Origin of the sequence: Methylocystis sp. SC2 (assembly GCF_000304315.1) — a bacterium.
Lineage (GTDB): Bacteria > Pseudomonadota > Alphaproteobacteria > Rhizobiales > Beijerinckiaceae > Methylocystis.
On record NC_018485.1, the window covers coordinates 2,124,279 to 2,149,066 of the forward strand.

Annotated in this window: 24 protein-coding genes; 18 read left to right on the forward strand and 6 right to left on the reverse strand. The window is 63.4% G+C overall.

All coding sequences use genetic code 11. The features are described from left to right. Positions 1-48: 48 nt before the first annotated feature. The 5 genes from BN69_RS10265 (at position 49) to BN69_RS10285 (ending at position 3,128) form a co-directional block, all read left to right on the forward strand. On the forward strand, positions 49-861 hold the full coding sequence (locus BN69_RS10265; protein ID WP_244434913.1) for a Crp/Fnr family transcriptional regulator: 813 nt from the start codon (positions 49-51) through the stop codon (positions 859-861). Then, entirely contained in the window at positions 846-1,631 is a 786-nt protein-coding gene (locus BN69_RS10270; protein WP_244434914.1) for a M15 family metallopeptidase, read from the forward strand. Before BN69_RS10265 ends, BN69_RS10270 begins: the two co-directional genes overlap by 16 nt. A gap of 50 nt (positions 1,632-1,681) precedes the next feature. Continuing rightward, a complete protein-coding gene (locus BN69_RS10275) occupies positions 1,682-1,975 on the forward strand; it encodes a YARHG domain-containing protein (protein WP_014891537.1) in 294 nt (97 codons plus the stop codon). Between the two features lie 170 nt (positions 1,976-2,145). Then, positions 2,146-2,622 (forward strand): hypothetical protein, encoded by a 477-nt coding sequence (locus BN69_RS10280; RefSeq protein ID WP_014891538.1) that lies wholly within the window; start codon positions 2,146-2,148, stop codon positions 2,620-2,622. Between the two features lie 143 nt (positions 2,623-2,765). Further along, positions 2,766-3,128 carry a DUF1636 family protein gene (locus BN69_RS10285; RefSeq protein ID WP_014891539.1) on the forward strand — a complete coding sequence of 121 codons (363 nt, stop codon included), beginning with the start codon at positions 2,766-2,768 and terminating at the stop codon, positions 3,126-3,128. A 2-nt stretch (positions 3,129-3,130) separates the two neighbouring features. Here the strand turns inward: BN69_RS10285 and ppa are convergent, their stop codons facing one another. Beyond that, positions 3,131-3,664, reverse strand: coding sequence for an inorganic diphosphatase (gene ppa / locus BN69_RS10290; protein WP_014891540.1), 534 nt, complete (start codon positions 3,662-3,664; stop codon positions 3,131-3,133). 152 nt (positions 3,665-3,816) lie between these two features. Further along, positions 3,817-4,338 (reverse strand): GNAT family N-acetyltransferase, encoded by a 522-nt coding sequence (locus tag BN69_RS10295; protein ID WP_014891541.1) that lies wholly within the window; start codon positions 4,336-4,338, stop codon positions 3,817-3,819. Between the two features lie 445 nt (positions 4,339-4,783). Here BN69_RS10295 and BN69_RS10300 point away from each other — a divergent pair, with 445 nt between their 5' ends. The 4 genes from BN69_RS10300 (at position 4,784) to BN69_RS10320 (ending at position 11,238) form a co-directional block, all read left to right on the forward strand. Further along, on the forward strand, positions 4,784-6,361 hold the full coding sequence (locus tag BN69_RS10300) for a 2-isopropylmalate synthase (protein WP_014891542.1): 1,578 nt from the start codon (positions 4,784-4,786) through the stop codon (positions 6,359-6,361). A 431-nt stretch (positions 6,362-6,792) separates the two neighbouring features. After that, positions 6,793-8,625, forward strand: a complete 1,833-nt coding sequence (locus BN69_RS10310) for a trypsin-like peptidase domain-containing protein (RefSeq protein WP_014891544.1) — start codon at positions 6,793-6,795, stop codon at positions 8,623-8,625. Between the two features lie 18 nt (positions 8,626-8,643). Further along, positions 8,644-9,522 carry a PP2C family protein-serine/threonine phosphatase gene (locus BN69_RS10315; protein ID WP_014891545.1) on the forward strand — a complete coding sequence of 293 codons (879 nt, stop codon included), beginning with the start codon at positions 8,644-8,646 and terminating at the stop codon, positions 9,520-9,522. Positions 9,523-9,525: 3 nt separating this feature from the next. Continuing rightward, positions 9,526-11,238 (forward strand): serine/threonine-protein kinase, encoded by a 1,713-nt coding sequence (locus tag BN69_RS10320; protein WP_014891546.1) that lies wholly within the window; start codon positions 9,526-9,528, stop codon positions 11,236-11,238. On the opposite strand, the gene BN69_RS10325 is transcribed toward BN69_RS10320, so the two are convergent. Further along, a complete protein-coding gene (locus BN69_RS10325; RefSeq protein ID WP_148277083.1) occupies positions 11,213-11,554 on the reverse strand; it encodes a hypothetical protein in 342 nt (113 codons plus the stop codon). The genes BN69_RS10320 and BN69_RS10325 overlap by 26 nt on opposite strands. 352 nt (positions 11,555-11,906) lie before the next feature. Here BN69_RS10325 and BN69_RS10335 point away from each other — a divergent pair, with 352 nt between their 5' ends. The 3 genes from BN69_RS10335 (at position 11,907) to BN69_RS10345 (ending at position 16,346) form a co-directional block, all read left to right on the forward strand. Further along, positions 11,907-12,947: an alpha/beta hydrolase gene (locus tag BN69_RS10335; RefSeq protein ID WP_014891549.1), complete on the forward strand. Its 1,041-nt coding sequence runs from the start codon at positions 11,907-11,909 to the stop codon at positions 12,945-12,947. Between the two features lie 156 nt (positions 12,948-13,103). After that, complete coding sequence (locus BN69_RS10340) at positions 13,104-15,155, forward strand: L,D-transpeptidase family protein (RefSeq protein ID WP_041926926.1); 2,052 nt, start codon at positions 13,104-13,106, stop codon at positions 15,153-15,155. Positions 15,156-15,299: 144 nt separating this feature from the next. Next, entirely contained in the window at positions 15,300-16,346 is a 1,047-nt protein-coding gene (locus tag BN69_RS10345; RefSeq protein WP_014891551.1) for a class I SAM-dependent methyltransferase, read from the forward strand. 59 nt (positions 16,347-16,405) lie between these two features. Here BN69_RS10345 and BN69_RS10350 read toward each other — a convergent pair whose 3' ends face one another. The 3 genes from BN69_RS10350 to BN69_RS10360 all read right to left on the reverse strand — a co-directional run bounded on the left by BN69_RS10350 (position 16,406) and on the right by BN69_RS10360 (position 18,872). Then, on the reverse strand, positions 16,406-16,894 hold the full coding sequence (locus BN69_RS10350; RefSeq protein ID WP_244434915.1) for a cupin domain-containing protein: 489 nt from the start codon (positions 16,892-16,894) through the stop codon (positions 16,406-16,408). A 12-nt stretch (positions 16,895-16,906) separates the two neighbouring features. Further along, complete coding sequence (locus BN69_RS10355; protein ID WP_014891553.1) at positions 16,907-17,608, reverse strand: VIT1/CCC1 transporter family protein; 702 nt, start codon at positions 17,606-17,608, stop codon at positions 16,907-16,909. A gap of 139 nt (positions 17,609-17,747) precedes the next feature. Then, the gene (locus BN69_RS10360; protein ID WP_014891554.1) at positions 17,748-18,872 is read right to left on the reverse strand and encodes an NAD(P)/FAD-dependent oxidoreductase; all 1,125 of its coding nucleotides are present in this window, start codon (positions 18,870-18,872) and stop codon (positions 17,748-17,750) included. 352 nt (positions 18,873-19,224) lie between these two features. Here BN69_RS10360 and BN69_RS10365 point away from each other — a divergent pair, with 352 nt between their 5' ends. The 6 genes from BN69_RS10365 to BN69_RS10390 all read left to right on the forward strand — a co-directional run bounded on the left by BN69_RS10365 (position 19,225) and on the right by BN69_RS10390 (position 24,786). Next, complete coding sequence (locus tag BN69_RS10365) at positions 19,225-19,788, forward strand: SIS domain-containing protein (RefSeq protein ID WP_014891556.1); 564 nt, start codon at positions 19,225-19,227, stop codon at positions 19,786-19,788. A 9-nt stretch (positions 19,789-19,797) separates the two neighbouring features. Continuing rightward, positions 19,798-20,337 carry a D-glycero-alpha-D-manno-heptose-1,7-bisphosphate 7-phosphatase gene (locus BN69_RS10370; protein ID WP_014891557.1) on the forward strand — a complete coding sequence of 180 codons (540 nt, stop codon included), beginning with the start codon at positions 19,798-19,800 and terminating at the stop codon, positions 20,335-20,337. Positions 20,338-20,346: 9 nt separating this feature from the next. Further along, positions 20,347-21,120 (forward strand): transaldolase, encoded by a 774-nt coding sequence (locus BN69_RS10375; RefSeq protein ID WP_014891558.1) that lies wholly within the window; start codon positions 20,347-20,349, stop codon positions 21,118-21,120. After that, positions 21,117-22,130, forward strand: a complete 1,014-nt coding sequence (locus BN69_RS10380; RefSeq protein ID WP_014891559.1) for an NAD-dependent epimerase/dehydratase family protein — start codon at positions 21,117-21,119, stop codon at positions 22,128-22,130. The genes BN69_RS10375 and BN69_RS10380 overlap by 4 nt, the downstream gene beginning before the upstream one ends. Then, complete coding sequence (locus tag BN69_RS10385) at positions 22,127-23,137, forward strand: NAD-dependent epimerase/dehydratase family protein (RefSeq protein WP_014891560.1); 1,011 nt, start codon at positions 22,127-22,129, stop codon at positions 23,135-23,137. The genes BN69_RS10380 and BN69_RS10385 overlap by 4 nt, the downstream gene beginning before the upstream one ends. Positions 23,138-23,232: 95 nt before the next feature. Next, positions 23,233-24,786, forward strand: a complete 1,554-nt coding sequence (locus BN69_RS10390) for a PfkB family carbohydrate kinase (protein ID WP_014891561.1) — start codon at positions 23,233-23,235, stop codon at positions 24,784-24,786. Positions 24,787-24,788: the final 2 nt, after the last annotated feature.

Sequence of the window (24,788 nt, forward strand, 5' to 3'; positions counted from 1 at the left end):
CCTCCGGTGACGCGCGTGAGTCCGCGCGCTTCGGAAGGAGGCGCGAGTTTGACTGTCGACACCGGCCCCGCCATGCGAAGCGGTGACAACGCCTCGCAGAAGAGACGCGCCGTTCCGTGCGCGCCGCAGCCGGCAGGCCCGGGGGAGCTGCGCAGGGCTTCGCTCTTCGCCGAGGTCGACGAAGCCACATTGTCGCGTCTGTCGGCGGACGCCAGGATCGAGTCTCTCCAGGACGGCGATTCGCTTTTCCATCAAGGCGCTATGGTCACAGACCTCGCATTCGTTTTGAGCGGCCATGTGAAGCTGCTGCGCCTTTCGTCTTCGGGACGCCAAACGCTCATCGGCATTCGCTCGGTCGGCGAAATGGTCGGCGAGGCGCCGACCGACGCCGATGAGATTCACACGCTCTCCGCCAAGGCGGTGGGCGCGACGCGCGCGCTCAAGCTGCCGGCGGCGCTCTTTGCTCGGCTTCTTCGGGAGTCGCCGTCGCTCTGCGCCGCGGTGATGCAGGACTCCAAGGAGAGCATCGCGCGTCTCATCGGCGAGGTCGAGTCGCTCAAGAGCCAGAACGCCGATCAGCGCCTCGCCCTTTTCCTACTTGACCTCTGCCCGCCCGGCGAAGACCGGTGCCGCTTCCGACTGCCCTATGACAAGCGCCTGATCGCCGCGCGGCTCGGCGTCAAACAGGAGACGCTGTCGCGCGCCTTCGCCAAGCTCCGCGCCCATGGCGTGCGCACGGAGACGCGCAACGTGCATGTCGAAAGCGTTTTGCGTCTCGCGGACCAGTGCGATCGGCTCGGTCGGCCGTCGCGCCTGTCTTTGGGACGACGCAAGGTCAAGACGCAGTGCGACGCCGCTTAAAGACCGGCTTGCTCCTCGCGGGCGTCGAATTGCTTTTCCTTTCCATCGGCGCTCGTGGGCAGGCGATTTCGCCCGACGCGTTGACGCACGCCTATCCGGATCAAATCGCCGGTCGCGACGACGCCGCGATCATCTTCCGCGACGGAACAAGACAAGATCTCTCCGACGGCAGGACCGACAAAAGCTTCGACGAGAAGCTGAAAAACGCCTCTCTCCTGGATCAGTTGAGCCTTCCCTATCCCAAGGGCGCGCTGACCAAGCCTCCCGGACCGCAGGACGATCCGGGGCGATTCCGCAACGCCGCCTTCTTCGACAAAATGTATGGGGATTGCGACAAGCGCGAAACGCAGAAGCATTTGACCGATATTCCCTGGTTCACCGGCAAGGTGCGAGTCACCACGATCAACGGCGTCGCCGAAAGACTGCGCGCGGTCGCCGCGGAAATCGACCGTCTGCCGCAGGACATCAAGCGTCATGCTTATCCGAGCGCCGGCGCCTTCAATTGCCGCGTTGTGAAGGACACCGGCAAACGCAGCATGCACGCCTATGGCGCGGCGATCGATCTCAACACCGACTTTTCTGATTATTGGCTCTGGCGCAAGGGCGGTTACCGCAATCGGATTCCCTACGAGATCGTGGAGATTTTCGAACGCCATGGGTTCATCTGGGGCGGCAAATGGGGCCATTTTGACACGATGCATTTCGAATATCGGCCGGAATTTTTTGACGCGCCGCCAGGCGGCGAAGAGAAAAAACGCGACGGAGATTGAAAAGAATGGCGTAGATCGTACGTACCCCCAATTACAGGAGGGGACTTCCGATGAGACCACAGAAGATTTTTACCGCGCTTAGCCTTATCGGCGCGATTGGCGCGGGATCGATGGAAGTCGCCGCGCCGACCCCGGCGGCGGCGCAGGATGCGGCTTATATGTCTTGCGAGGAACTCTGGTACGCGCGCAATCGGATTTACGCGCGTAACGGTCATTGCTTCAACACCGACCGGGCGCGGGCCGTCTTCGGCGCTGGCTGTTTTCCGCCGTACGGGCGACTGAGCGGCTGGGAGAAAAGCCGCGTCAACCAGCTTCAAATGTGGGAGCGCCGTAAGGGGTGCTGAGCCGCCGTGCGGCGGTTCAATCACCGTCGCCTCGACGAGCCTCGACGGAGCGCGCTTTTACGCTCGCGCAAATGGCGGATAGACTCGCCGCCGTCGACTGAACGCCTGCGCCGCACTTTCGTCGGGGGCTCGTCGTCAATTGCGCAGTTCCATTTATCGGAGGATTCGCCATGATCGCATACAAGACGGTTGGATTGGTCTTCTTATCCGCCCTCGCGCCGGCGGCGGCTCAATCGGGCGCGAGCAGCGGCTCGAGCGCGCTGGCGCTTTCGGCGATCGTCGGCGAAGTGTCGCCTCAAACGAGCGTCGCCGACAAGAGGCTGCTCGCGGCCTATTTCGCCGGACGCGCCGAAGCGCCGCACGCCAAGGGCCAGCGCGTCGCGGTGAAGGCCGACGCCATCGACTGCCGCGCCGGCAATGTGGACATCACGTCGCGCGCCTGCGAACTGACTTTCGGCGGCAAGAAGATCGAATTGAGCGGCCGCAAGGCGAACGAACTCTACGCGACCTTGATCGAGAATGGCGTCGTGGCGGAAGGCGCGGCGGGCTCTTCGCATGCGTCGATCACGGCGCTCGACTGCATCGTCGACGCCGATGAAGTCGCGGAGAAGGCCGGCGGCGGCGCGCGCTGCGCCTTCACGCCATAGAACGCGCTGCAAAAAATCGGGACCGGTTTTTCGCATGGAGCGCGCTCTGAACTTTTGAATCGATCACGTTACCTGAGTGGCGGACGCCCTTGTCTTTGGCGCGGCCTTGGTCGAGAAGACGAACTCAGCGACAGGAGTTCGATATGGCTGCGCCGGGCGTCACGGTCTTTGTTTGCGTCTCATGCCGCGACGGCGGCGACGCCGACATGCGTCCCGGCGCGCTTTTGCTGGAGGCGCTGCGCGCGCGCCTTACCGAGCGCAAACTCGATATCGCCGTCGAGCCGGTGGAATGCCTCGCGGTGTGCAAGCGCCCGGCGACGGTGGCCTTCGCCGGCGACGGCAAATGGACCTATGTGATCGGCGATCTCGACGGCGGCGTCCATGTCGACGAACTGATCGACTCGGCGCAAAGCTTCGCTGCGACCGACAACGGCATCGTCGCCTGGAAGGACCGGCCGGCGTGTTTCAAGAAGGGCGTGGTGTCGCGCACGCCGCCGCTTCGCTAAGGTTACTTCGCCGCTCGCGCCCGTTCGATCGCCTCGCTGATCAGCGCGCGCGCGTCGGCGGCGTCTCCCCAGCCCGCGATCTTGGCCCATTTGCCGGGCTCGAGATCCTTATAATGCACGAAGAAGTGCTCGATCCGTCGCCAGGTCATCTCCTGCAGGTCGGTGTAATTCTTGACGTCGATGTAGCGTTGCGTGAGTCGCGCCGACGGCACGGCGACGATCTTTTCGTCGCCGCCGGCCTCATCCGTCATGCGCAGCACGCCGATCGGCCTGACCGCGATGACGGCGCCCGGCGCCACGGGACGGGTGTTGGCGACCAGCACGTCGCAGGGATCGCCGTCGTCCGAAAGCGTATGCGGAATGAAGCCGTAATTGCCGGGATAGCGCATCGCCGTATAGAGGAACCGATCGACGAAGAGCGTGCCGGAAGCCTTGTCGAGCTCATATTTGATCGGCTCGCCGCCAAGCGGCACTTCGACGACGACATTGACTTCGTGCGGCGGGTTCGCGCCGATGGGAATGGCGTCGAGACGCATTCAAGTGCTCCGATTGCGATAGACCGCGCAGCCTGAACGGCCGGCGCAGCACTGGGTTATGTTGAGGAAGGTCGCGCGACGACTGGCGAGGATCGCGGCGCTCCGCGGTCTGTATCCTCACATTGCTTCGCGTTTATGTCGCCAAATTTTACTTACCGCACGGGCGCGGAAACGAAGCCGAAAGCGACGCGGGTCAGCATGTCCGCGCCGAAGCGCTCCTCGGCGCGGCGGACGGTCTGGCCGCCGAGGCTGCGATAGAAGGCGAGCGCCTTCTCATTATCGGCGAGCGCCCAGACGATGGTGGAGAGATAGCCGTGCTCGGCGAGTTCGCGCCGGGTGGCGTTGAACAGCCGGCGTCCCAAGCCAAGTCCTTGCTGCTCGGGAGACAAATAGATCTCGAAGATCTCCCCCGAATACGGCATCGACGGCACGCGATTGCGCCCATAGGTCGAGTAGCCGACGATATCGTCATCGAAGTCGAGCACGAGAAGACCGGTGCCGCGCACGATCGCCGAATGCCACCAATTGGGGCCGCGGCGGGCGATCATCCGCTCAAGCTCGGCGCCGGGGATGACGCCGCGATAGGCGTAGCGCCACGAGGCGTCGTGAACGCGCGTGATCTGCTCTGCGTCTCCGGGACGCGCATGGCGGATGGAGAAGGCGGTTTTGACCATAGTTGAATGTTAGGTCCCATCGGTTCGTTTCGGCAAGAGCCATAAGCGTTTCAGGCTCAAAAATTCTCTTCGTCGAGACGCTTAGGCGTTTGGCGTCATTGTCTGTTTCACTTTAAGACCGCCCGCGCGCCGCGCGCCCGGGAATATGGCGAGGCGGCGCTTGCGGCGAGGGGCGTTCTTGCGCTATTCTTGCGGCGATTGCGGCCAACGCCGCCGGAACGGGACGAGATCGTTGCCCTACGCAACCGCCTTTGCGAATGACCACGCGACGCCGGCGCGCGCGCGCGGATTCGCTCGGCCGCGTTCCCTGCCGCTTTTCGGCCTCCTGCTTCTTAGTCGCCCCTGAGCGCCCGACGGGCTCGCGCCCAGGCTTTCAGGGGACATGTCATGCAGTCAGACGACAAGAGCCCCTCAGCGGGCGCGGCAAAGCAGGATTTCAAAACCGATGAGCCATACGTCACAGCCCGGCGCCGTCGCGGATAACGACGCGCGCGTCCTGATTTTCGACACCACCCTGCGCGACGGCGAGCAATCGCCCGGCGCCTCGATGACCCTGGAAGAGAAGCTCGAGGTCGCCGATCTCCTCGACCAATTGGGCGTCGATATCATCGAGGCCGGCTTTCCGATCGCCAGTCCCGGCGATTTCGAGAGCGTCAGCGAAGTGGCGCGCCGCGTGAAGAACGCCTCCGTCGCGGGGCTGGCGCGCGCTTCCGAGAAGGACATCGACCGCTGCGCCGAAGCGTTGCGGGAGGCCAAGCGCCCGCGCATCCACACCTTCATCTCCACCTCGCCGGTGCATATGAAATACAAGCTCCAGCTGGAGCCGGCGCGCGTGCTGGAGTTGGTCTCCGCCTCGGTGACGCGCGCGCGCAATCACGTCGCCGACGTCGAATGGTCGGCGGAGGACGGCACGCGCACGGAGTTCGATTTTCTCTGCCGCTGCGTGGAGGCCGCGATCAAGGCCGGCGCGACTACGATCAATATTCCCGACACCGTCGGCTACAGCACGCCGGCGGAATATGAGCAGCTGTTCCGCGCCGTGCGCGAGGGGGTGCCCAACTCGGACAAGGCGATCTTCTCGGTGCACTGTCACGACGATCTGGGGCTGGCCGTCGCCAATTCGCTCGCCGGCGTGCGTGGCGGCGCGCGGCAGGTGGAATGCACGATCAACGGCATCGGCGAGCGGGCCGGCAACGCCGCGCTCGAAGAAATCGTGATGGCGATGAAGACGCGCGCCGACGCGCTGCCGTTCTTCACCAATATCGACGCGAAGCTCTTGACGCGCGCCTCGAAGCTCGTGTCGGCGGTGACGTCGTTCCCGGTGCAATACAACAAGGCGATCGTCGGACGGAACGCTTTCGCGCATGAGAGCGGCATCCATCAGGACGGCATGCTCAAGAATGCCCACACCTATGAGATAATGACGCCGGAGAGCGTCGGCGTCTCCAAGACGTCCCTCGTCATGGGCAAGCATTCGGGCCGCCACGCCTTCCGCGAGAAGCTGAAGGAGCTCGGCTATGATCTCGGCGAAAACGCGCTGCTGGACGCGTTCAACCGTTTCAAGGATTTGGCCGACCGCAAGAAATTCGTCTATGACGAAGATCTGGTCGCGCTGGTCGACGACGAGATCGTCAACGCGCATGATCACATCAAGGTCGAGGCCTTGATGGTGATGGCCGGGACGCATGGCCCGCAGTCGGCGGCGCTCACCCTCGACGTCGACGGACAGAAGCTGACGCATCAGGCGACCGGCAACGGCCCTGTCGACGCGATCTTCAACGCCATCAAGGCGCTCGCGCCGCATGAGGCCACTCTGGAGCTGTTCCAGGTCCACGCCGTCACCGAAGGCACCGACGCGCAGGCGGAAGTCTCCGTGCGCCTGAGCGAGAACGGCAAGTCGGTGACGGGCCGCGGCGCCGATCCCGACACGCTGGTCGCTTCGGCGCGCGCCTATGTCTCGGCGCTCAACCGGCTGATGGCGAAGCGCGCGCGCGGCAAGCCCGAAGCCATGCAGGCGATCTAAGCGCGAGACGCGTGACGCATTAGGATGGCTGCGAGCGGACCTGACGATCCCGCTCGCGGCGCCGATCGCCGTTCGGCGGCACGTAGCGCGGCGCCGCGGCGAACCTGTTGGCGGGACGCCCGCGCGCCCGCGCAACCGCAAAAAAATCAAAGCCTCCATCGGCGAAAGAACGCGAAAAACGGCAGGATGCGTGCGCGTCGACAAGACGCGCGACTAGCCTCCAGAAATCGTTGAAGAAATAACGCGGCGCTCCGCCAAGTTCCGAGCCGATCGGCTCCGCCGGCCAAGAAGCGCTTGCGTGCGCCCTCAGCAGCTGCGGCCCAGCGACCTTGCCTCCCAAGGAAAGTCGGGTCTATCCTCAATTTGGGGGTATGCGTTCATTTTAAAATGGGCGTAAGACGAGCGCGCCTTTTTGGGCGCAGGGGGCTGAAATGACGACTCCAATCGAGCGTATTATCATACGCCATCTATCGGGCTCCAAAGCCAATCAGATCGAACAGCTGCCCGTCGGCGACTCGCGCGAATTCACCATCGGCCGCGATCCCGCGTCGAAGATCGCTTTCGATCCCGTCGGCGACAGCGTCGTCAGCCGCAAACATGCGCTCATCCGCATCATGGGCGAAGGCGACAATGTCTCCTTCAAGCTCACGGACGCCGGCAGCAGCAATGGCACCTTTCTCAATGGCGAGCGGGTGAACGGCGAAGTCGAACTTCTTCCCGAAGACACGATCGAACTTGGCGCCAAAGGTCCGAAATTCACCTTCGACGTGCAGCCGCGGCCCGCAAATTTCGCGGCCCGAACGAAAGTGATCGGCGTCAGCGACACGGCGGCGACCCGCGTCATCAAGACCGCCGAAGCCGCAGCTTCGACGGCGGTGAACGCCGCCGCCACCGGCGCCAGCACGGCGGCAGGACCGAACGCCGACGGCGGAGCGCCGAAGAAGATCGGAATCGGCCACGAAACTGTGCAGCGGCTCATCGGCGAAGAGCGCGGCAAGGCCAATCGAACCGTGACCGGCGCGATCGCCGCGGTGGTCGCCTTTTTCGTTCTGGGCGGCGCGGCGCTCTACTGGGCTCAGCATCGCGAACTGGAGCGAAGAGACGCGGAAGACAAGCTCGTCCAAAACGAGACCGAAGAAAGGCTGTCGCGCATCCCGGGCGACGTCAACCTCAAGATCGGCATGAAGCCGCGCGAGATCTATGACAAGTTCGCGAAGGCGACTGTCCAAGTCGGCATGATGTGGCGCCTGTATGATAAGCAGACCGGAAGGCCCATTCAGCACAAGACCGTCGACTACAAGGGACGGCGCTATCCCGCCTATGTGCAGCTGCCCAACAATCTTGGCGTCGTGCGCTGGCTGACCCTCGAGGACGATCACATCACCAATCTCATGGTCGGCGGCGGCGGCTCGGGCAGCGGCTTCGTCATCAGCGAGCAGGGCTATATTCTCACCAACAAGCATGTCGCCGCCGGCTGGCAGGTCGCCTATGGCGCCGAAGGCGGCAGGGACGGCATCCTCTATGACTATGTCGTCGTCTCATCGGGAAAGAAGCGTAAAGCCAAAATCAAGGAGCCGAAGCTCATCGATCTCTATGATTCGGCCTATGCCGACGTGTTTCACTGGATTCCTGAATCCGGCGGCTACATTTTCAAGACCGACGATCCAACGACCGCGCTCGCCGGCAACACCCCTGATCCGAACTCCAACAACAAGGCGTCTTTCGTCGGCCGCAACGAGGTTCTCGAGGTCAAGTTTCACGGCAGCCGCTTGGGCGTGAACGCCAGTCTGGTGAGGACGTCTCCCGACGCCGACGCGGCGCTCGTCAAGATCGATTCGCCTCAGACTTTGACCAAAGTGGAAATGGCGCCCAACGCCGCCGTCGAAATCGGCGAAAACATCACCGTGCTCGGCTATCCCGCCGTCTCGGTCGAAAATTTCGTGCTGCGGCAAACCGAAGAGCGCGGCCGCATTCGCAGCCAGCTGGAAAAGATCACCGAGGCGACCGTCACCGAAGGCATCGTGTCCAAGACCGCGAGCGGCGTGAAGTCGACGGAGGGCGGCACCTTCGCCAGCGACATGGGCGACGTTTACCAGCTCAGCGTCGTCGCCACCGGATCGGGCAACAGCGGCGGTCCGGTGTTCAACTCCTCCGGCAAGGTCATTGGTCTGTTCACATACAGCCGTAATGTTGGCGACACCAAAGCGACCATGGCGGTTCCGATCAAATATGGCGCGGAGCTCACCCAGGCGCAGCGCGAATAGTAAAGGGTCCGTCTTGCCATGACGGCGAACCGGCCAGCAGCCCCGTTGCGCATCGCAGGCGCCATCCGCACGGATGTCGGATGCGTCAGGCAGCTCAACGAAGACTCCGTCGCCTTCATCGCAAGCGCCGGCCCCGCGCCGGCGCGCGATGACGGCGCGCTCGCGCTTGTCGCCGACGGCATGGGCGGCCACGCCGCCGGAGAGGTGGCGAGCGCGCTCGCGCTCGAAGTCGTGCGGCGCGTCTATTATTCGCTCGATAGGATCCCGTCCGAGGCGCTGCGCGCCGCTTTTGACGCCGCCAATCGGGCGATATTCGACTATGCCGCCCAGCATCCGGACTGCGCCGGCATGGGAACGACCTGCACGGCGCTCGGCGTGAGGGACGGTCTTCTGTGGCTCGCGCATGTCGGCGACAGCCGCGCCTATCTGATGCGCGACGGGCGGCTGACCCAACTTTCCGACGATCAGACGCTGCACGCGCAATTGGTGCGCGACGGCGTGATGTCTCCGGAGGACGCAGGCAAAGGCGCCGGAAGCAATGTCATTCTGCAGGCGCTCGGCACGCGTCTCGACGTCGAGCCGACAATCTGGATGGAAGGCCTGCCGCTGCGACAGGGCGACATCATGGTCTTGTGCTCCGACGGTTTGACCAATCTCGTCTCCGACGCAAGGATCGCCGAATTGGTCTCAAAAAACCCGCCGACGGAGGCCTGCCGGCTATTGATCGAAGCCGCGCGCCGCGGCGGCGGACACGACAATATTTCCGTCGGCGTCTTCGTGGCGGAGACCGACGCCGCCGATCGGACGGCCGATCAAGCGGCGACGAAGCGGATTAACGTCGCCGACCCGCCGACGGGCGCCCTGACGGCGAAGATCGACGCCACCGCAGAGGGTTGAGCCATGACCGACCCGCAGATGATTGGGCACTATCGCATCGTCAAGCTGCTCGGCGTCGGCGCGATGGGCAAGGTGCACGCCGCGCTCGACACCTTCCTCGAGCGCGACGTGGCGATCAAATCGCTACGCGCGGAACTCACCCAGGATCCTGATTTCGTCGGACGATTCCGCGCCGAAGCGACGAGTCTCGCCAAACTCAACCACCCCAACATCACGACGCTTTATTCGCCGGTGCTGGAGGGCAACGACCTTTTCATGGTCATGGAGCTCGTGAACGGCCGGCCGCTCGACGAGATATTGAGGGAGCGTGGCAAGCCGCTCGGCGTCAAGGAAAGCCTCGCCGTCATCGCGCAGGCGGCGGACGGTCTCGCCTATGCGCATCAGATGGGCGTTATCCACCGCGACATTAAGCCGTCGAATCTCATGGTCGCCGACGACGGGCGAATCAAGATCATGGATTTCGGCATCGCGCGGGTGCGCGGCAGCGTGCGTCTGACTCGCGCCGGCACGGCGGTCGGCACGCCGCTTTACATGTCGCCCGAGCAATGCCGCGGCGGCGAAGGCGATGAAAGAAGCGATCTCTATTCATTGGCCGTCGTGCTTTACGAGATGCTTGCGGGCGCGCCGCCCTTTTCCGGCGCGACCGAATATGACCTCACCCAGGCGCAGATCCACGCCGAGGCGCCGCCGCTCGTGCCGCGCATATCCGGCGTGACGCCGGAACTTGAATCGGCGATCATGACGGCGCTGTCGAAGCGACCGGAGCAACGCTTCCCGAATATGCGCGCCTTCAGCGACGCGCTCGGCGCCACGGCGCTGCGCATCGACGCCTCGAGCATTGTTCGAAGCGCGGGACATCTCGTCCAGGATTCGACGGCCGAGCGCGAGGTGCCGACGCCCGAGCACATGTCGACGAAGCTTATCGCCCTTGCGAAAAGTCGCAGCGCGACGCTCGTGCGCCGCTTCAAGCGGCTGCATCCCGCGGCGCAAGGCGCTTCTCTCGGCATCGCGGCCGCGGCGCTCGCCACCTTGGTCTTTCTCGCGCTGATCGAGCCGTCGTCGCCGCCGACGCGGGACGAACGCCAGACCCGAACCGATCCGGGCGATGGCGACCAACGCCCCATCCGTAAAGTCAATGATGAGCCCCTCCAAACGCGCGGCGACTGCAATTCTCAATTCGCGACGCGCAACGATCCATTGGGCTGCAATTGGCGCCAGCCGTCCTCTTCGAACTCGAGCGCGTCAATTTCCGAGCTGCGCGCGGCGATGAAGGATCGCAGCCGATGGGACGTCGCCTTCCCGCTTGCGCAAAAACTGGCTGAATCCGGCGATAAGGAAGCGCAATATTACCTCGCCACTCTCTACGCCAAGGCGCCGGGCCGGCAGAATTTCTCGGAGGCTTTCAACTGGTTCAAGAAATCGGCGATGCAGGGCTATGCCGACGCGCAAGCCTCGCTCGGCGTCATGTACAAGGACGGCATGACGCCCGACGGCAGGCAAGACCCGGCCGAGGCCTTGCGTTGGTTTCAGCAGGCCGAAACGCAAAACAACGGCAGAGCCCAATATTGGCTCGGCGAAGCCTATGAGAAGGGCTTGGCCGGACTGGACGTTAGTCGCAGCAAGGCCGAAGAGCTCTATTACAAGGCGAGTCTCCAGGACGTCCCCGACGCCGCCGAAGCCTTGCAGAGACTCAAGCGGCGACGCGGCCGGCGTTAAAGGCCGCCTTTGCTGAACTGTCCGCCGCCGCCACCCCCGCCGCCGCCATCGCCACCCCCGCCACCGCCGCCGCCATGACGGCGATGGTGCGCGACACGCACGCGTCCGCGATGACGCGCGTAATGGCGGCGCGCATGATAATGATGGTAGCCGCCGGAATGGCGGCGGTGAAACCGGAAACGAAACCCTCCGAGCATCGCGCCAATGAGACCCAGCTGCGCGGATGCCGGCTCCGGCTCCAAAACGACAAGAGGCAGCGTGAAAGCGCCGAGCAACAGAGCTCGGCGCGAAAGCCGACGGTCGACGCCGTCGTCATTGTCAGTCATGGAATTCGCCCCCGCAGACGGTAGGCGACGATATTGTTCTCGCGGCTGCGTCCTGTCAATTTGCGACGCGCTTCGTCCAGGGCTCCGAATCCCGGTTAACGAGGGGTCATTTCACGGCGTCATGGCCGCCCTTGTCGCGGCGGTCCACGCGACGACAGGAAAATGTGACGATATGGGCCGAACGCGCCGTATCCGCGTGAAGCGTTTCGCGGTTGACCGGCGTGGACGCCGCGTCGATTCTTGAAAGATCGCGCTCAGGCCGACGGACGGCGTTGGCCCCGCCTTTCACATTGTGTCGTGAGCGCGCAGTATTCCTGAAGCGCAAAATTTGGAGAAGAACGCATGGGCGACATCGAAAATGGCCGCGCCGCGCCGTCCGATTTTGTCGATGAGCGCGCGGATGGACCCGGAGTCGTCAACGTCGCCGAAAATGATCCGGCTGCGCCCTTCTATCGATTGCTGTCGAAACTGCGCGCGCCCGTCGCGATGCGAGACATGATGATGGCGCCGGTGCGCGCCTGCTACAGAGGCGAGGGGCTGGCGATCGACCCGGCGGAACTGCCGCCGAGCGCCGCGCAGCTCTATCCGCAGGTCTTCGTCTCGACTCTCGCCGTTCCTTCGGACGCAGGTCCGATCCGCTGCGAATGCTACGCGCCGCCCGGCGGCGGTCCGAAACCGATGATGCTGTATGTGCATGGCGGCGGCTTTGTCGTCGGACGATCCGAGGACACCGCCTATGTCACCAGCCGCATCGCCGCCGAAAACAACGTCATCGTGGTCAGCGTCAATTATCGCTGGGCGCCTGAATGGCCCTTTCCCGCCGCCCTCGACGATTGCATGGCGGTTTTGCGCTGGATGCGCGATCGAGGCGCCGACATCGGCGGCGACGCATCGCGCATCCTGGTCTGCGGCGATTCCGCCGGAGGCAACCTCGCGGCGGCGGCGGCGATAAGGAGCCGCGAGGAACGCCTATCCCTTCTCGCGGCCGTGCTCTTTTGTCCGGTCACGGATTTTCACTTCGAAAAATTTGCGTCCTACGAGCGGCTTGCCCCGACGGGCGTCGTGATCGACGCGTCCTTCATGGGATTTGCGCGCGGCGCCTATCTTACGAAATCGCAGCAGTGGCGGGACCCCTGGGCGAGCCCGGCGCTCGGCGATCTGAACGGCTATCCGCGAACGCTGCTCATCAGCGGAACCGCCGATCCGCTTGTCGACGACAATCGCGCCTTCGCCGAGAAATTGACGGCGGCGGGCGTGGAGGTCACGCATTTCATCGGCGAGGCCATGCCGCACGGCTTCTATTTCTTCCCCGGCGTCTTGACGGTGACCGACGCCGCCTTCGCGGCGATCATGAGATTCATCGCCATTGCGCTGCAAAGCTGAGTCAAGACAACCCTCTCTTCACCGCGCTCGAAGCAAAGCTCAAGCATTGCATCTTGATCTTGGTCGCTGTTTGGCCACGTATTAGCCATTCATTATCGATTAAATAACAAATTCGCCTTAGTACCGAAGGTGCTCAACCGCAGTTTGGAGCGGCACATGCGCTTGCGAACGTGCTCTCGCGCCCGGCTTTTTTCGAAGGTGGCGGTCACCGCCGCCGCGGCGCTCGGCTTTGCGCGGACGCCCGTCATGGCGCAGGGCTATTATTTCTGGGGCGACCGCGAGCCTCTCATCAGCGCCGTTCCAGCGCCAGAGCGCGTCGTTCGGCCGCAACGCCCCGCTGGGCGAAAAAAAATCTCCCGTCCGGCGACGGACAAGAACGGCGCGGCGTCTCCGCCCGACGCCAAGCCCGAGGCTGCAAAGCTCGACCGGCCGCTCTTCGTCATCGCCTCCATCGCCGACCAGCAGGTGTCGATCTACAACCACAGCGGCCTCGTCGCCCGTTCGGCGATCTCGACAGGCATCGCCGGACATCCGACGCCGAAAGGCATTTTCACCATCATCGGCCGCGAACGGTTCCACCGCTCCAACATCTATTCCAGCGCGCCGATGCCGTTCATGCAGCGGATCACCTGGTCCGGCATCGCCATGCATCTTGGGGTCGTGCCGGGGCATCCCGCCTCGCACGGCTGCATCCGGCTTCCCGCCGCATTCGCGGCGAAGCTCTGGGGCATGACCAGGATCGGCGAGCGGGTCGTGATCTCGCCGCATGACGTGTTTCCCGCCGAATTCGAACACCCGCTGCTGCCCGCGCCTAAGATGCGCGCGTCCGCGGAAGCGGAAAAAGGCGCGCCGGCGGCCGGCGCCGAACCGCCTCTCAACGTCGCAGAGGATCGCCCCGCGATCGCGCCGCAGCCGCAGGCGGAGCAGCCCAAAGCCGACGCTGCCGGCAAAACGGCTGGAGCCGCCGCGCCGACCGCCGATCTGCAACAGCCCTCCGCCGTCGAAGCCGACGCGCCCGCCGCGCAGTCGCAGCAACAAGCGGCGCAGCCCCAGCTGGAAGCCGGCGACAAGATTGCTGCGGGCGATGCGGCCACGCCCGCTATAGGGCAGCAGCAGCCGGCGCTCGACGCCGCCGACGCGCCCGCCGCTAAGATCGAGCAGAATGCGGACCAGCCCAAACCCGGAAATCTGGCGGAGAAACCCTCCTCCTCGGCTCCCCCGAGCCCGCCCGCCGTCGCCGAACGGCTGATGGTCAATCCGCACCAATATGCCCAGCGACTCAAGGCCAAGGCCGTGGCTGAAGCCGCCGCCGCCAACCGCGCCGTCAAGGCTTTGTCAGCCGATGCGGGCATCAAGCAAAATGAGGCCGCGCGCGCCGCGGCGGCGCTCCGCGCGGCGCAAGCCGCGCAGGCCTCGGCCCGCGTCAGAGCGGACGCGGCCGCTGCATTGTCCGCCGCTGCAACGGCGGCGGCCGACAGCCAGCAGGAACCGGCCCTGACGGCGGAACGCAGCGCGTCGGCGGGCGATGCGCTGGCGAAAGCCAACGCCGACCGCCTGACGAGAGCCTATGGTAAGGCGCTCTTCACTCGGGACGCGGCGCTGCAGGCGAAGCTCAACGCCGACTCCGCGCTTGCCGAAGCCACGGCGAAGCTCGAACAGGCGCGAACGGCCTTCGCCGCCAGCGACGCGGATCGCGCCGACGCCGACCGGCGCCTGGATGAGGCGAGAACGACCGCCGCCGCCGCCGCAACCGCTCAAAAGGAAGCCGAGCGCCGCATGACGCCGATCTCCGTTCTGATCAGCAAGAAGGATCGGCGGATCTATGTTCGCCAGGCGCTTTCGCCGCTTTTCGATGCGCCAATCGAGATCCGCGATCCGGACGCGCCGCTCGGCTCGCATCTTTATATTGCGACGGCGGCCAAGGAGGACGGGAGCTCGCTCAAATGGTCGGTCGTGTCGATGCCGGAGGCGCAGACGGCGCGCCGGAAGGATTTGGCCTTAGCCGATGCTAAAGCCGACATATCCTTGGATTGGCGCCCGGCGGGCGTGACCCCATCCGAGGCGCTCGAGCGCGTCGACATCCCAAAAGACGTTCGCGAACGAATCGCGGAGCGGCTGTGGACTGGGGCGTCGCTCATCATCTCGGACCAGCCGGTCAGCGGCGAGACCGGAAACGACGGCACGGATCTGACGATTAAATTGCGCTAGCTAGCGCAGCGCACCGCTCGGCGATCGGACGTCGCGCCTGTATTCTCCCGACGTCATGCCGACGCGCGTGATGTCGCGCGCGATGTCGACGCAGGGGCGATGGCCGAAAGCGCGCCCCGCGTCCATCCACATGAGAGGTAAGCGATGAACCTGGACATGAACAAGCTCGACTCGCTGCTTGGAACGGTCGTCAATGAACTCGGCGCCGCGTCCAATGCGGCTCTGGTGATCATCGGAGACAAGCTCGGCCTGTTCCGCGCGCTCTCGCAAGGAGCCGCCACGTCCGCCGAACTCGCCGATAGGACCGGCACGCATGAGCGCTATGTGCGCGAATGGCTCTCCGCGCAAGCGGCCTCCGGATTCGTCGATTATGACGCCGAGGCGCGCAAATTTTCGATGTCTCCCGAGCAGACGGCGGTGTTTGCGGCCGAGGACAGCCCCGCCTTCATGGTGGGAGGCTTCAGCCTGATGTCGGCGATTTTTCACGACGAACCCAAACTCGCCGAGGCCTTCAAGAGCGGCAAGGGCATGCATTGGGGCGACCATTGCAATTGTCTGTTCTGCGGCGTCGAGCGCTTCTTCCGGCCGGGCTACCGGACGCATCTCGTCGCCGAATGGCTGCCGGCGCTTGACGGCGTCACCGCCAAGCTCGAGCGCGGCGCGAATGTCGCCGACGTCGGCTGCGGACATGGCGTCTCGACCTTGCTCATGGCCGACGCCTTTCCGAATTCGGAATTTGTCGGGATCGACTACCATGAGGGCTCGATCGCGCATGCCAGGGAGAAGGCCGACGGTCGCAAGAACGTGCGCTTCGAAGTGGCGCGGGCGCATGATTTCGCCGGCGAACGCTACGACTTGGTGACGATGTTCGATTCACTGCATGACATGGGCGATCCCGTCGGCGCCGTCGCGCATATCCGCGAGGTTCTGGCGGAAGACGGAACGCTGATGCTGATCGAGCCCGCGGCCGGCGACAGCCTCGCGGAAAATCTGAACCCCGTTGGACGCGTCTATTACGCCGGTTCGACCCACATCTGCGTGCCGACCTCGCTCAATCAGGACGTCGGGCTCGCGCTCGGCGCCCAGGCCGGCGCAAAGCGCATCGGCGAGGTCGTGCGCGAAGGCGGCTTCTCCCATTTCCGCAAGGCGGCGGCGACGCCGTTCAACATGATCCTGGAGGCGCGGCTCTAGCGCGACACTAAACGCCCTAGCGACGTCTAACGTACGCGCGGTCGTGTGCTGATCCGCCGTTACGGCGCTGGCCGGTTGACCGTGACGTCGCCGCCCGGCGGCGACTGATCGATGACCAGCAGTTTGACCGGAACGGCGCCGACCGTCGCGCCGAAATGCCAGCGGTCGACGCTCTCAATGACGAATTCGCCAGCGCGATAGACGCGCGAGGAGGATTCGGCCTGCTGGACCATCAGTTCGCCTTCGAGGACATAGGCATAGCGCTGATACGGATGCTTATGTTCCGGCAATCTGACGCCGGGCGCCAGAGTGTAAATCGACGCCACGACCTCCAAGGGCCCCTGCGGCAGCGTGATCGGCTGCCCCGTGGCGGTTTTCGTCGCCCTGGCGATTTCGGTCACGATTTCGACAGGCGCAGGCTCCTTCGCGACGGCCACGCCGACCATATTGAAAGCGACGCTCAGGACCGCGACAAACCGAAGGCGAAACATCTGCTGCTCCATGCGCAATCTGATTCTTGCGTTCGCCATATAGAACCGTTTCCGCAAGCGCCGGTTCTTTTAAACCGCCATGCCGAAAATTTTGCCGACGCCCGCCGTCAGCGCCAGCGCCAATGCGCCCCAGAAGGTCACGCGAACCGCGGCGCGCAGGACGCCGGCGCCGCCGGCCCTCGCGCCGATCGCGCCAAGCAGCGCCAGGCACCCGAGAGAGGCGGCCGAGACAACGGGAATGAGCGCGTCGCGCGGCGCGATCCCGACGATGAGGAGCGGCAGCGCGGCGCCAGCGGCAAAGGTTGCGGCCGACGTCAAGGCCGCCTGCACCGGCCGCGCGCGGGCGATGTCCGAGATGCCCAATTCGTCGCGCGCATGCGCGACCAGGGCGTCCTTCTCCATCAATTGCGAAGCGACCTGCCGCGCGAGGTCAAGGTCGACGCCGCGCTCGACGTAAATATGCGCCAGCTCCTCCCTTTCGAGTTCGATTTGCTCGCTCAATTCCTTGCGTTCGCGCGCGAGGTCGGCCTTTTCGGCATCGGATTGCGAGCTGACCGACACATATTCGCCCGCGGCCATCGACATGGCGCCGGCCACTAAGCCCGCCGCGCCGGCGATCAGCACCTCGCTGCGCGTCGCGGCCGCGGCGGCGACGCCGACGATCAGGCTCGCCGTCGACACGACGCCGTCATTGGCGCCGAGCACCGCCGCCCGCAGCCAGCCGATGCGCTGAACGAGATGACTCTCCCGGTGCATGCGAAGTCGGCTCATGACGGTCCTTCGTTAGCGTGCGCGCGAGCGCATGCGCTGTTCCCCGCGTCGGGTCGATCGCGAAATCAGGGGGCGCGCCAATCGAGGGCGCGTCGCGCCTGCAAAAAGGCCGGGGGCGCCTGCATCAGATCTCCGCGCGTCAAGGCGTCTCACCGAGGCGATCGCGGACCAGCTCGGCGAGAGCGAGCGAGGCCGTCAGTCCCGGGCTTTCGATTCCGAACAGATTGACGAGGCCCTCGACGCCGTGTTGGCGCGGCCCGTCGACGCGAAAATCTGCGGCAGGTTTCCCCCGCCCCGAGATTTTTGGTCGAATGCCGGCGTAGCCGGGAAGCAGGACGCCGTCTAGAAGGGCGGGCCAGTAGCGACGAATTTCGTCATAGAAGGCCTCGGCGCGCCGCGCGTCCACGTTGTAATCGACGTCATCGATCCATTCGATATCAGGGCCAAACCGCGCCTGTCCGGCGAGGTCGAGCGTAAGATGAACGCCGAGCGCGCCCTCCACGGGAACGGGATAGATGAGCCTGGAAAAGGGCGCACGCGCGGAGAGCGTGAAATAGCAACCGCGCGCGAGATAAAGTTGCGGCGTCATGGAGTCCGGAAATCCGTCGATGGCTCGGGAGAGCGTCGTCGCGCCGAGCCCGGCGGCGTTCACGAAAGCCCTCGTCTCAAGCGAGGAGACCTCGGCGCTGGCGCGGTCACGAATTTGGAGCGCAATCCCGCTTTGCGTCACCGCGCCGCCCACGACTTTGGCGTTGAAGGCGAAGGTCGCGCCGAACTCTTCAGCGTCGCCCTGCAGCGCCAACATCAACCCATGACTGTCGACAATGCCGGTCGACGGCGACAGGATCGCGCCGCAGCACGCAAGACTCGGTTCGAGCTTGCGCGCCTCCGCCGCTTCGAGGCGAATGAGGTCTCGAACGCCGCTCGCAAGCGCGTTCGAAGCGATCTGATCGAGTTTGCCCTGCTGATCGGGCTGCGTCGCCACGATCAGCTTTCCCAGTCGCCGGAATCCAACGCGGCGATCGAGGCAATAGCGGTAGAGCAACTCGGCGCCTCGCCGACATAGTTGCGCCTTCAGACTGTCGGGCGGATAGTACAGACCGGCGTGAATGACCTCGGAATTGCGCGAGCTGACGCCCGAACCAATCGTCGGAGCGCTTTCGACAACCAGAACCTTGTATCCCGTCTCGCCGAGCGCGCGGGCCACGGCGAGACCGACGACGCCGGCGCCCGCGATGACAACGTCAAAATTCGCACCGCTCATCTTTGCTCGCCCGCCTCGCGTTCTTGTGCGCCCCGCGCGTCATTGGCTTTCGTCGTCCAGTCCGGCGCCCTCTGCCGACAGTCCGCCCATTTATAGGACGCATGTTGTATTTTCGGGGCGAAAGACGGATTAGCATTTCGGCGACGCCAAGTCGCCAATGACCTGATTACCCGCTCGACATAGGGCGTCGGCTTTCGCTGGTTTGCTCTTGCAGCAAGTGATTGCGCGGCTAAAATGAAGTTGAGACGCCATCGATTCGACGCGTCGCCTGGATTGACTCTCACAGGGCGATATTCTAACCAGCTTTTGCTTATTAAACAGGAGCGCCGCCCTGTCGCATGTCGTTAATTTCATGGAGCAGGTGCGAGAAGTTGCAGGACTTCTTGACGCCGGCGTCGTCGAGCGGCTCGCTCACGAGTTGAGTCAATTGCGTGAGCGCGAGGGACGGCTCTTTTTATTGGGCGTCGGGGGCAGCGCGGGGAATTGCGGCCATGCGGCGAATGATTTTCGAAAATTGTGCGGGATCGAAACCTATGCGCCGACGGACAATGTTTCGGAGCTGACGGCCCGGGCTAATGATGAGGGATGGGATACGATTTTCACCGGATGGCTTGAAGTCAGCCGGCTGTCCAGCGGCGACGCAATCCTTGTCTTTTCAGTGGGTGGCGGGAACGCGGCGCGCAATGTCAGCGTCAATCTTGTGAAGGCCATCGATCTTGCAAAGCAGCGTGGCGCCCGCGTTTTTGGGATCGTGGGCCGCGCCGACGGCCACGCCAGCGCCCATGGCGACGTGGTGGTCGTGATTCCGCAGGTCGACGCCGGCCGCGTGACGCCGCTTTCCGAAGCATTTCAGGCCGTCGTCTGGCATTGCCTCGTGTCTCATCCGGCTCTTCAGTCGCGCGGGACGAAGTGGTAGGAGCCAAGGATGCCGCGACGCGCCGTTTTTTTGGATCGCGACGGCGTTCTCGTGGTGCCGCAGTTTCGCGAAGGCCGCAGTTTCGCTCCGACGACTCTCGAGCAATTCGCGATCTATCCGGACGCGCCGAGTTGCGTTGCAAGGTTGAAGGAAGCAGGCTTCTTCACCGTCATCGTTACAAACCAGCCGGATGTGGGGGCGGGCCGAATCGCGCGTGAGGTCGTCGACGAAATGAGCCTCCGACTTCGCCAGGCGATGCCTCTGGATGCGATAAAGATCTGCTGCCATACAAGCGCGTGCGCCTGCCGCAAGCCGCAGCCTGGAATGTTGTTGGAAGCTGCGCGCGAACTTACGCTCGATCTCAAGGAGAGCTTCATGGTAGGCGATCGAGCGAGCGACATAGAAGCCGGCGCTGCGGCTGGGTGCCGCACCGTGTTCATAGATCTTGGCTATACGGCGGAACGGCCCCCCGAACGTCCGGATCGAATCGTCGGCTCGTTCTGCGAGGCCGCCGACTGGATCCTATCATTGCCTCAAAGAGACAGCTGAAAGTCGCTCATGTCGAAAATTTTCATCAAGCTCTTTGCCGACGGCGCCGATCTTGGCGAAATGATCGCCATGTATCGCGATCCGAGGATCGTCGGCTTCACGACGAATCCGACGCTGATGCGCCAAGCCGGCGTGGCCGATTACGAAACATTCGCGCGCAAGGCGCTCGCGGCGATTCCGGATCGTCCCATCTCGTTCGAAGTGTTCGCCGACGACTTCTCCGACATGGCGCGCCAGGCGCGCGCCATCGCCGGTTGGGGCCCGAACGTCAATGTGAAGATTCCCGTCGTCAATACGAAAGGCGAGTTCACCGGCCCTGTTCTGAGCGCGCTTTCCAAGGAAGGCGTGACGCTCAACGTCACCGCGATCATGACCGTGGAGCAGGTTCGCGACGTCGCCGCGGCGCTCGCGCCCGAAACGCCGGCGATTATTTCGGTCTTTGCCGGGAGAATCGCCGACACCGGCGTCGATCCTGTTCCTCACATGAAGGCCTGCCGCGCGGCGCTTGCGTCGCGCCCGCGCGCGGAGCTGCTCTGGGCCAGCCCGCGCGAATTGCTGAACGTTTTTCACGCGCAGGAGGCGGGCTGCCATATCATCACCGCCACGCCCGGCATTCTTTCCAAGCTAGAGTTGGTCGGAAAGGATCTCACGCAGTTTTCTCTCGAGACGGTGCAAATGTTCTATCGCGACGCGACGGCTTCGGGATTCGAAATCGACGTTGCGCAGCAAGAATCGGCCGCCGCGGTCGGCGGGGTAAGCGACATACGCGAGGATGTTCGATGACGCGACTGTTCGAACGTGTTTTCATCACCGGCGGCGCCGGCTATTGCGGGAGCCGTCTCGTTCCACAGCTCCTTCGCTCCGGTTACAAGGTGACCGTGTATGACGTCATGTATTTCGGTTGTGACTTCCTGCCGAAAGACGACCCAAACCTGACCGTGATTCAGGGCGACATACGCGACCAGGCGAAGCTCGCCGCCGCGGTCGCCGGCCACGACGCTTTCTTGAGCCTCGCCTGCATCTCCAATGACGCCAGCTTCGAACTCGATGAACGGCTCTCGACCTCGGTGAATTTGGAGGCCTTCGAGCCGATGGTGCTCACGGCCAAGAACGCGGGCGTCAAGCGCTTCATCTATGCGTCTTCATCGTCGGTTTATGGCGTTTCCGACCAGCCCGAGGTGACGGAAGACCATCCGCTCGTGCCCCTGACGCTTTACAACAAATACAAGGGCATGTGCGAGCCGCTGCTCAACAAACACATCGACGACGGTTTCACGGGCGTCACCTTCCGTCCGGCGACCGTGTGCGGCTACGCGCCGCGCCAGCGATTGGATCTCTCCGTGAACATTCTCACCAATCACGCCGTGAACAAGAACAGGATCACGGTGTTCGGCGGCTCGCAATTGCGACCGAACCTGCATGTTCAGGACTATGTCGACGCGGTGGAGATGTTTCTCCAGGCGCCTGCGGAAAAGATTCAAGGCGAGATCTTCAACGTCGGATATCAAAATCTCTCTTTGATGCAAATCGCCGAACTGGTTCGCAAGGTCGTGCTCGAAGAATATCCCGAACGCGGCGATCTCGAAATCGTGACGACGCCGAGCGACGATCTGCGCTCATATCACATCAATTCAGGCAAGATCGCACGCGTGCTGGGCTTTCAGCCGCGGCGCACGATCGAGGACGCGGTGCGCGAACTCTGCGTCGCCTTCCGAGAAAATCGCTTGCCGAACAGCTTCGACGACGACTCCTATTTCAACGTCAAGCGGCTGCAAAGATTGAAAGCAGCATGAACGGCAAACCTATTGCTGTGGTGACAGGCGGCGCGGGCTTCATCGGGAGCCATATGGTCGACCTGCTGCTGGATCGCGGATTTTGCGTTCGCGTGATCGACGACTTGTCGGGCGGGCGCGAGGCGAATCTTGCGCATCATGCGCAGAACTCGGACCTCGCCTGTCATTGGAAAGATATACGCACGCTGGCGCCGGGTGATCCGATCTTCTCGGACTGCCGCTATGTTTTCCATTTCGCAGGCATTGGCGACATCGTTCCGTCAATCGAACGCCCGATCGAATATATGGACATCAATGTCCAGGGAACGGTCCGCGTGCTCGAATGCGCGCGCGCCGCAAAGGTGAAAAAATTCGTCTATGCGGCGTCTTCATCCTGCTATGGCCTCGCCGCGACGCCGACCCGCGAGGATCACCCGATCGCGCCGCAATATCCTTACGCTCTCTCAAAATATCAGGGCGAGCAAGCGGTGTTTCACTGGGGAAACGTCTACCGGCTCCCCGTCAATTCGATCTGCATATTCAACGCGTACGGCCTGCGCGTGCGCACCACGGGCGCCTATGGCGCCGTCTTTGGCGTCTTCTTTCGCCAGAAACTCGCCGGCAAGCCGTACACCGTGGTCGGCGACGGGTCGCAATCACGCGACTTCATTTACGCAACGGACGTCGCCGAAGCGTTTCTCGCCGCCGCCGAAACGGATATCGTCGGCGAGCGCTTCAATGTCGGCGCCGGCGCTCCGAAATCAATCAATCAACTCGTGTCCCTGCTCGGCGGCGACGTGGTCTATGTGCCTAAGCGGCCCGGCGAGCCCGATTGCACCTGGGCGGACATCACGAAGATTTCTACGCTTCTCCATTGGCGGCCGAAAGTTCCGTTTGAAGAGGGAGCGCCGAGGATGATGCAGCAGATACATCTTTGGCAGGATGCTCCGCTTTGGGATCCCGAGTCGATCGCAAAGGCGACGAAGACGTGGTTCGAATTTCTTGGAGGCGACGCGGCTCGGATATGAGTCGGCGCGCGGAGTCGTTTGCTACAGACTCGCGACGCGCAGGGACCCAACGAAGCCTTCACTCCAACCGATGACGCTTTCTCGCAGAGTTGCTCATGCCCAACAGCTCACTCAATCAACTCTATGGCCGCAAAATCAAGACGCCGGAAGAGTTGCGCGCAATCCTCGGTCCTATGCCGCGCGAAAAGCGCGCAATAATGTGCCACGGCGTTTTCGATGTGGTTCATCCCGGCCACATTCGGCATCTCGCTTACGCCAAGGGCAAAGCCGATATTCTGATTACGAGCATAACAGCCGACGCGCACATCACGAAGGGGCTGCATCGGCCGCACGTGCCGCAGGACTTGCGAGCGCTCAATCTCGCCGCTCTCGAGATGGTCGACTATGTGGTCGTGGACGTCAATGCGACGCCGCTCGCCAATCTGAAACTCATTCAGCCTGACCTCTTCGCAAAAGGCTACGAATACACAACGACCGGGATGCCTCCGAAGACCGCGGAGGAAGCGGAAGTCGTGCGCGCCTATGGCGGCGAGATCGTCTTCACGCCCGGCGACATCGTTTATTCCTCTTCGAAGCTCATTGAACTCGAAGCTCCGAAGCTTCGCTTCGAAAAGCTCCAAATCATCATGGAGAGAAAAGGAATTTCCTTCGAAGACCTGCGCCGCGCGATTAACGCGCTTTCCGACTATCGCGTTCATGTGGTCGGCGACACGATCGTCGACAGCTACACCAATTGCGTCATGATCGGAGGCCAGACCAAGACCCCGACCTTGTCCGTTCTGTTTGAGTCGAAAACGGACTATGCAGGAGGAGCGGCGATCGTCGCGAAGCACTGCCGCGCCGCCGGAGCGAATGTTTCTTTTTGCACCGTGCTGGGCGATGACGCCGACGCCGAATTCGTTCTGAACGACCTTCAGCAGGCCGGCGTCGCTGTCTCGGTCGTGACGGAACGCGGTCGTCCCACGGTGAACAAGAACGCAATCGTCGTCGGCGGCTATCGGCTTTTGAAAGTCGACACGCTCGACAACAACTCAATCACCGACGCCATGTGCGCCAAGATGACCGATACGGTGCGCAACAGCGGCGCCGATGCGGTGATCTATGCCGATTTCCGTCACGGTATCTTCAATCGCCGCACGATACCCAATTTCATCGAGGCGATTCCGGCGAATGCCTATCGCGTCGCCGACAGCCAGGTCGCGAGCCGCTGGGGAAACATCACTGAATTTCGCGGCTTCGATCTGATTACGCCGAATGAGCGCGAGGCGCGATTTGCGCTGGCCGATCAGGACTCAGGCATTCGACCTCTGGCGTCCGCGATATTCGATGAGGCGCAATGTAAATTGCTGATCCTTAAGCTCGGGCAGCGCGGGGTGCTCGTCTGCCAAAGCGCAGATCACGAATCGCTGGATAGTTTTTTCGTGCTCGACAGCTTTGTCGAGACTCTCGTCGACCCCGTCGGCGCCGGCGATGCGCTCCTTGCATATTCGACGCTCGCCATGCTCGCCACGAAGGACCCGACGCAGGCGACCATCATCGGTCTGCTCGCGGCCGCTTGCGAATGCGAATGCGACGGCAATACGCCCATTGCGCCCAAGCAAATTTTAAAAAAGCTGGACGCGGTGGAAAAACAAACGAATTACGTGTAGCG

What these genes read in the sequence shown, in the direction of transcription:
- BN69_RS10365 (WP_014891556.1), top strand. Translation starts at nt 19,225, where the DNA reads ATGGAGCAGGTGCGAGAAGTTGCAGGACTTCTTGACGCCGGCGTCGTC.
- BN69_RS10360 (WP_014891554.1), bottom strand. Translation starts at nt 18,872, where the DNA reads ATGAGCGGTGCGAATTTTGACGTTGTCATCGCGGGCGCCGGCGTCGTC.
- ppa (WP_014891540.1), bottom strand. Translation starts at nt 3,664, where the DNA reads ATGCGTCTCGACGCCATTCCCATCGGCGCGAACCCGCCGCACGAAGTC.
- BN69_RS10390 (WP_014891561.1), top strand. Translation starts at nt 23,233, where the DNA reads ATGCCCAACAGCTCACTCAATCAACTCTATGGCCGCAAAATCAAGACG.
- BN69_RS10335 (WP_014891549.1), top strand. Translation starts at nt 11,907, where the DNA reads ATGGGCGACATCGAAAATGGCCGCGCCGCGCCGTCCGATTTTGTCGAT.
- BN69_RS10280 (WP_014891538.1), top strand. Translation starts at nt 2,146, where the DNA reads ATGATCGCATACAAGACGGTTGGATTGGTCTTCTTATCCGCCCTCGCG.
- BN69_RS10380 (WP_014891559.1), top strand. Translation starts at nt 21,117, where the DNA reads ATGACGCGACTGTTCGAACGTGTTTTCATCACCGGCGGCGCCGGCTAT.
- BN69_RS10340 (WP_041926926.1), top strand. Translation starts at nt 13,104, where the DNA reads ATGCGCTTGCGAACGTGCTCTCGCGCCCGGCTTTTTTCGAAGGTGGCG.
- BN69_RS10320 (WP_014891546.1), top strand. Translation starts at nt 9,526, where the DNA reads ATGACCGACCCGCAGATGATTGGGCACTATCGCATCGTCAAGCTGCTC.
- BN69_RS10370 (WP_014891557.1), top strand. Translation starts at nt 19,798, where the DNA reads ATGCCGCGACGCGCCGTTTTTTTGGATCGCGACGGCGTTCTCGTGGTG.
- BN69_RS10275 (WP_014891537.1), top strand. Translation starts at nt 1,682, where the DNA reads ATGAGACCACAGAAGATTTTTACCGCGCTTAGCCTTATCGGCGCGATT.
- BN69_RS10325 (WP_148277083.1), bottom strand. Translation starts at nt 11,554, where the DNA reads ATGACGACGGCGTCGACCGTCGGCTTTCGCGCCGAGCTCTGTTGCTCG.
- BN69_RS10315 (WP_014891545.1), top strand. Translation starts at nt 8,644, where the DNA reads ATGACGGCGAACCGGCCAGCAGCCCCGTTGCGCATCGCAGGCGCCATC.
- BN69_RS10355 (WP_014891553.1), bottom strand. Translation starts at nt 17,608, where the DNA reads ATGAGCCGACTTCGCATGCACCGGGAGAGTCATCTCGTTCAGCGCATC.
- BN69_RS10385 (WP_014891560.1), top strand. Translation starts at nt 22,127, where the DNA reads ATGAACGGCAAACCTATTGCTGTGGTGACAGGCGGCGCGGGCTTCATC.
- BN69_RS10345 (WP_014891551.1), top strand. Translation starts at nt 15,300, where the DNA reads ATGAACCTGGACATGAACAAGCTCGACTCGCTGCTTGGAACGGTCGTC.
- BN69_RS10295 (WP_014891541.1), bottom strand. Translation starts at nt 4,338, where the DNA reads ATGGTCAAAACCGCCTTCTCCATCCGCCATGCGCGTCCCGGAGACGCA.
- BN69_RS10300 (WP_014891542.1), top strand. Translation starts at nt 4,784, where the DNA reads ATGAGCCATACGTCACAGCCCGGCGCCGTCGCGGATAACGACGCGCGC.
- BN69_RS10310 (WP_014891544.1), top strand. Translation starts at nt 6,793, where the DNA reads ATGACGACTCCAATCGAGCGTATTATCATACGCCATCTATCGGGCTCC.
- BN69_RS10285 (WP_014891539.1), top strand. Translation starts at nt 2,766, where the DNA reads ATGGCTGCGCCGGGCGTCACGGTCTTTGTTTGCGTCTCATGCCGCGAC.
- BN69_RS10375 (WP_014891558.1), top strand. Translation starts at nt 20,347, where the DNA reads ATGTCGAAAATTTTCATCAAGCTCTTTGCCGACGGCGCCGATCTTGGC.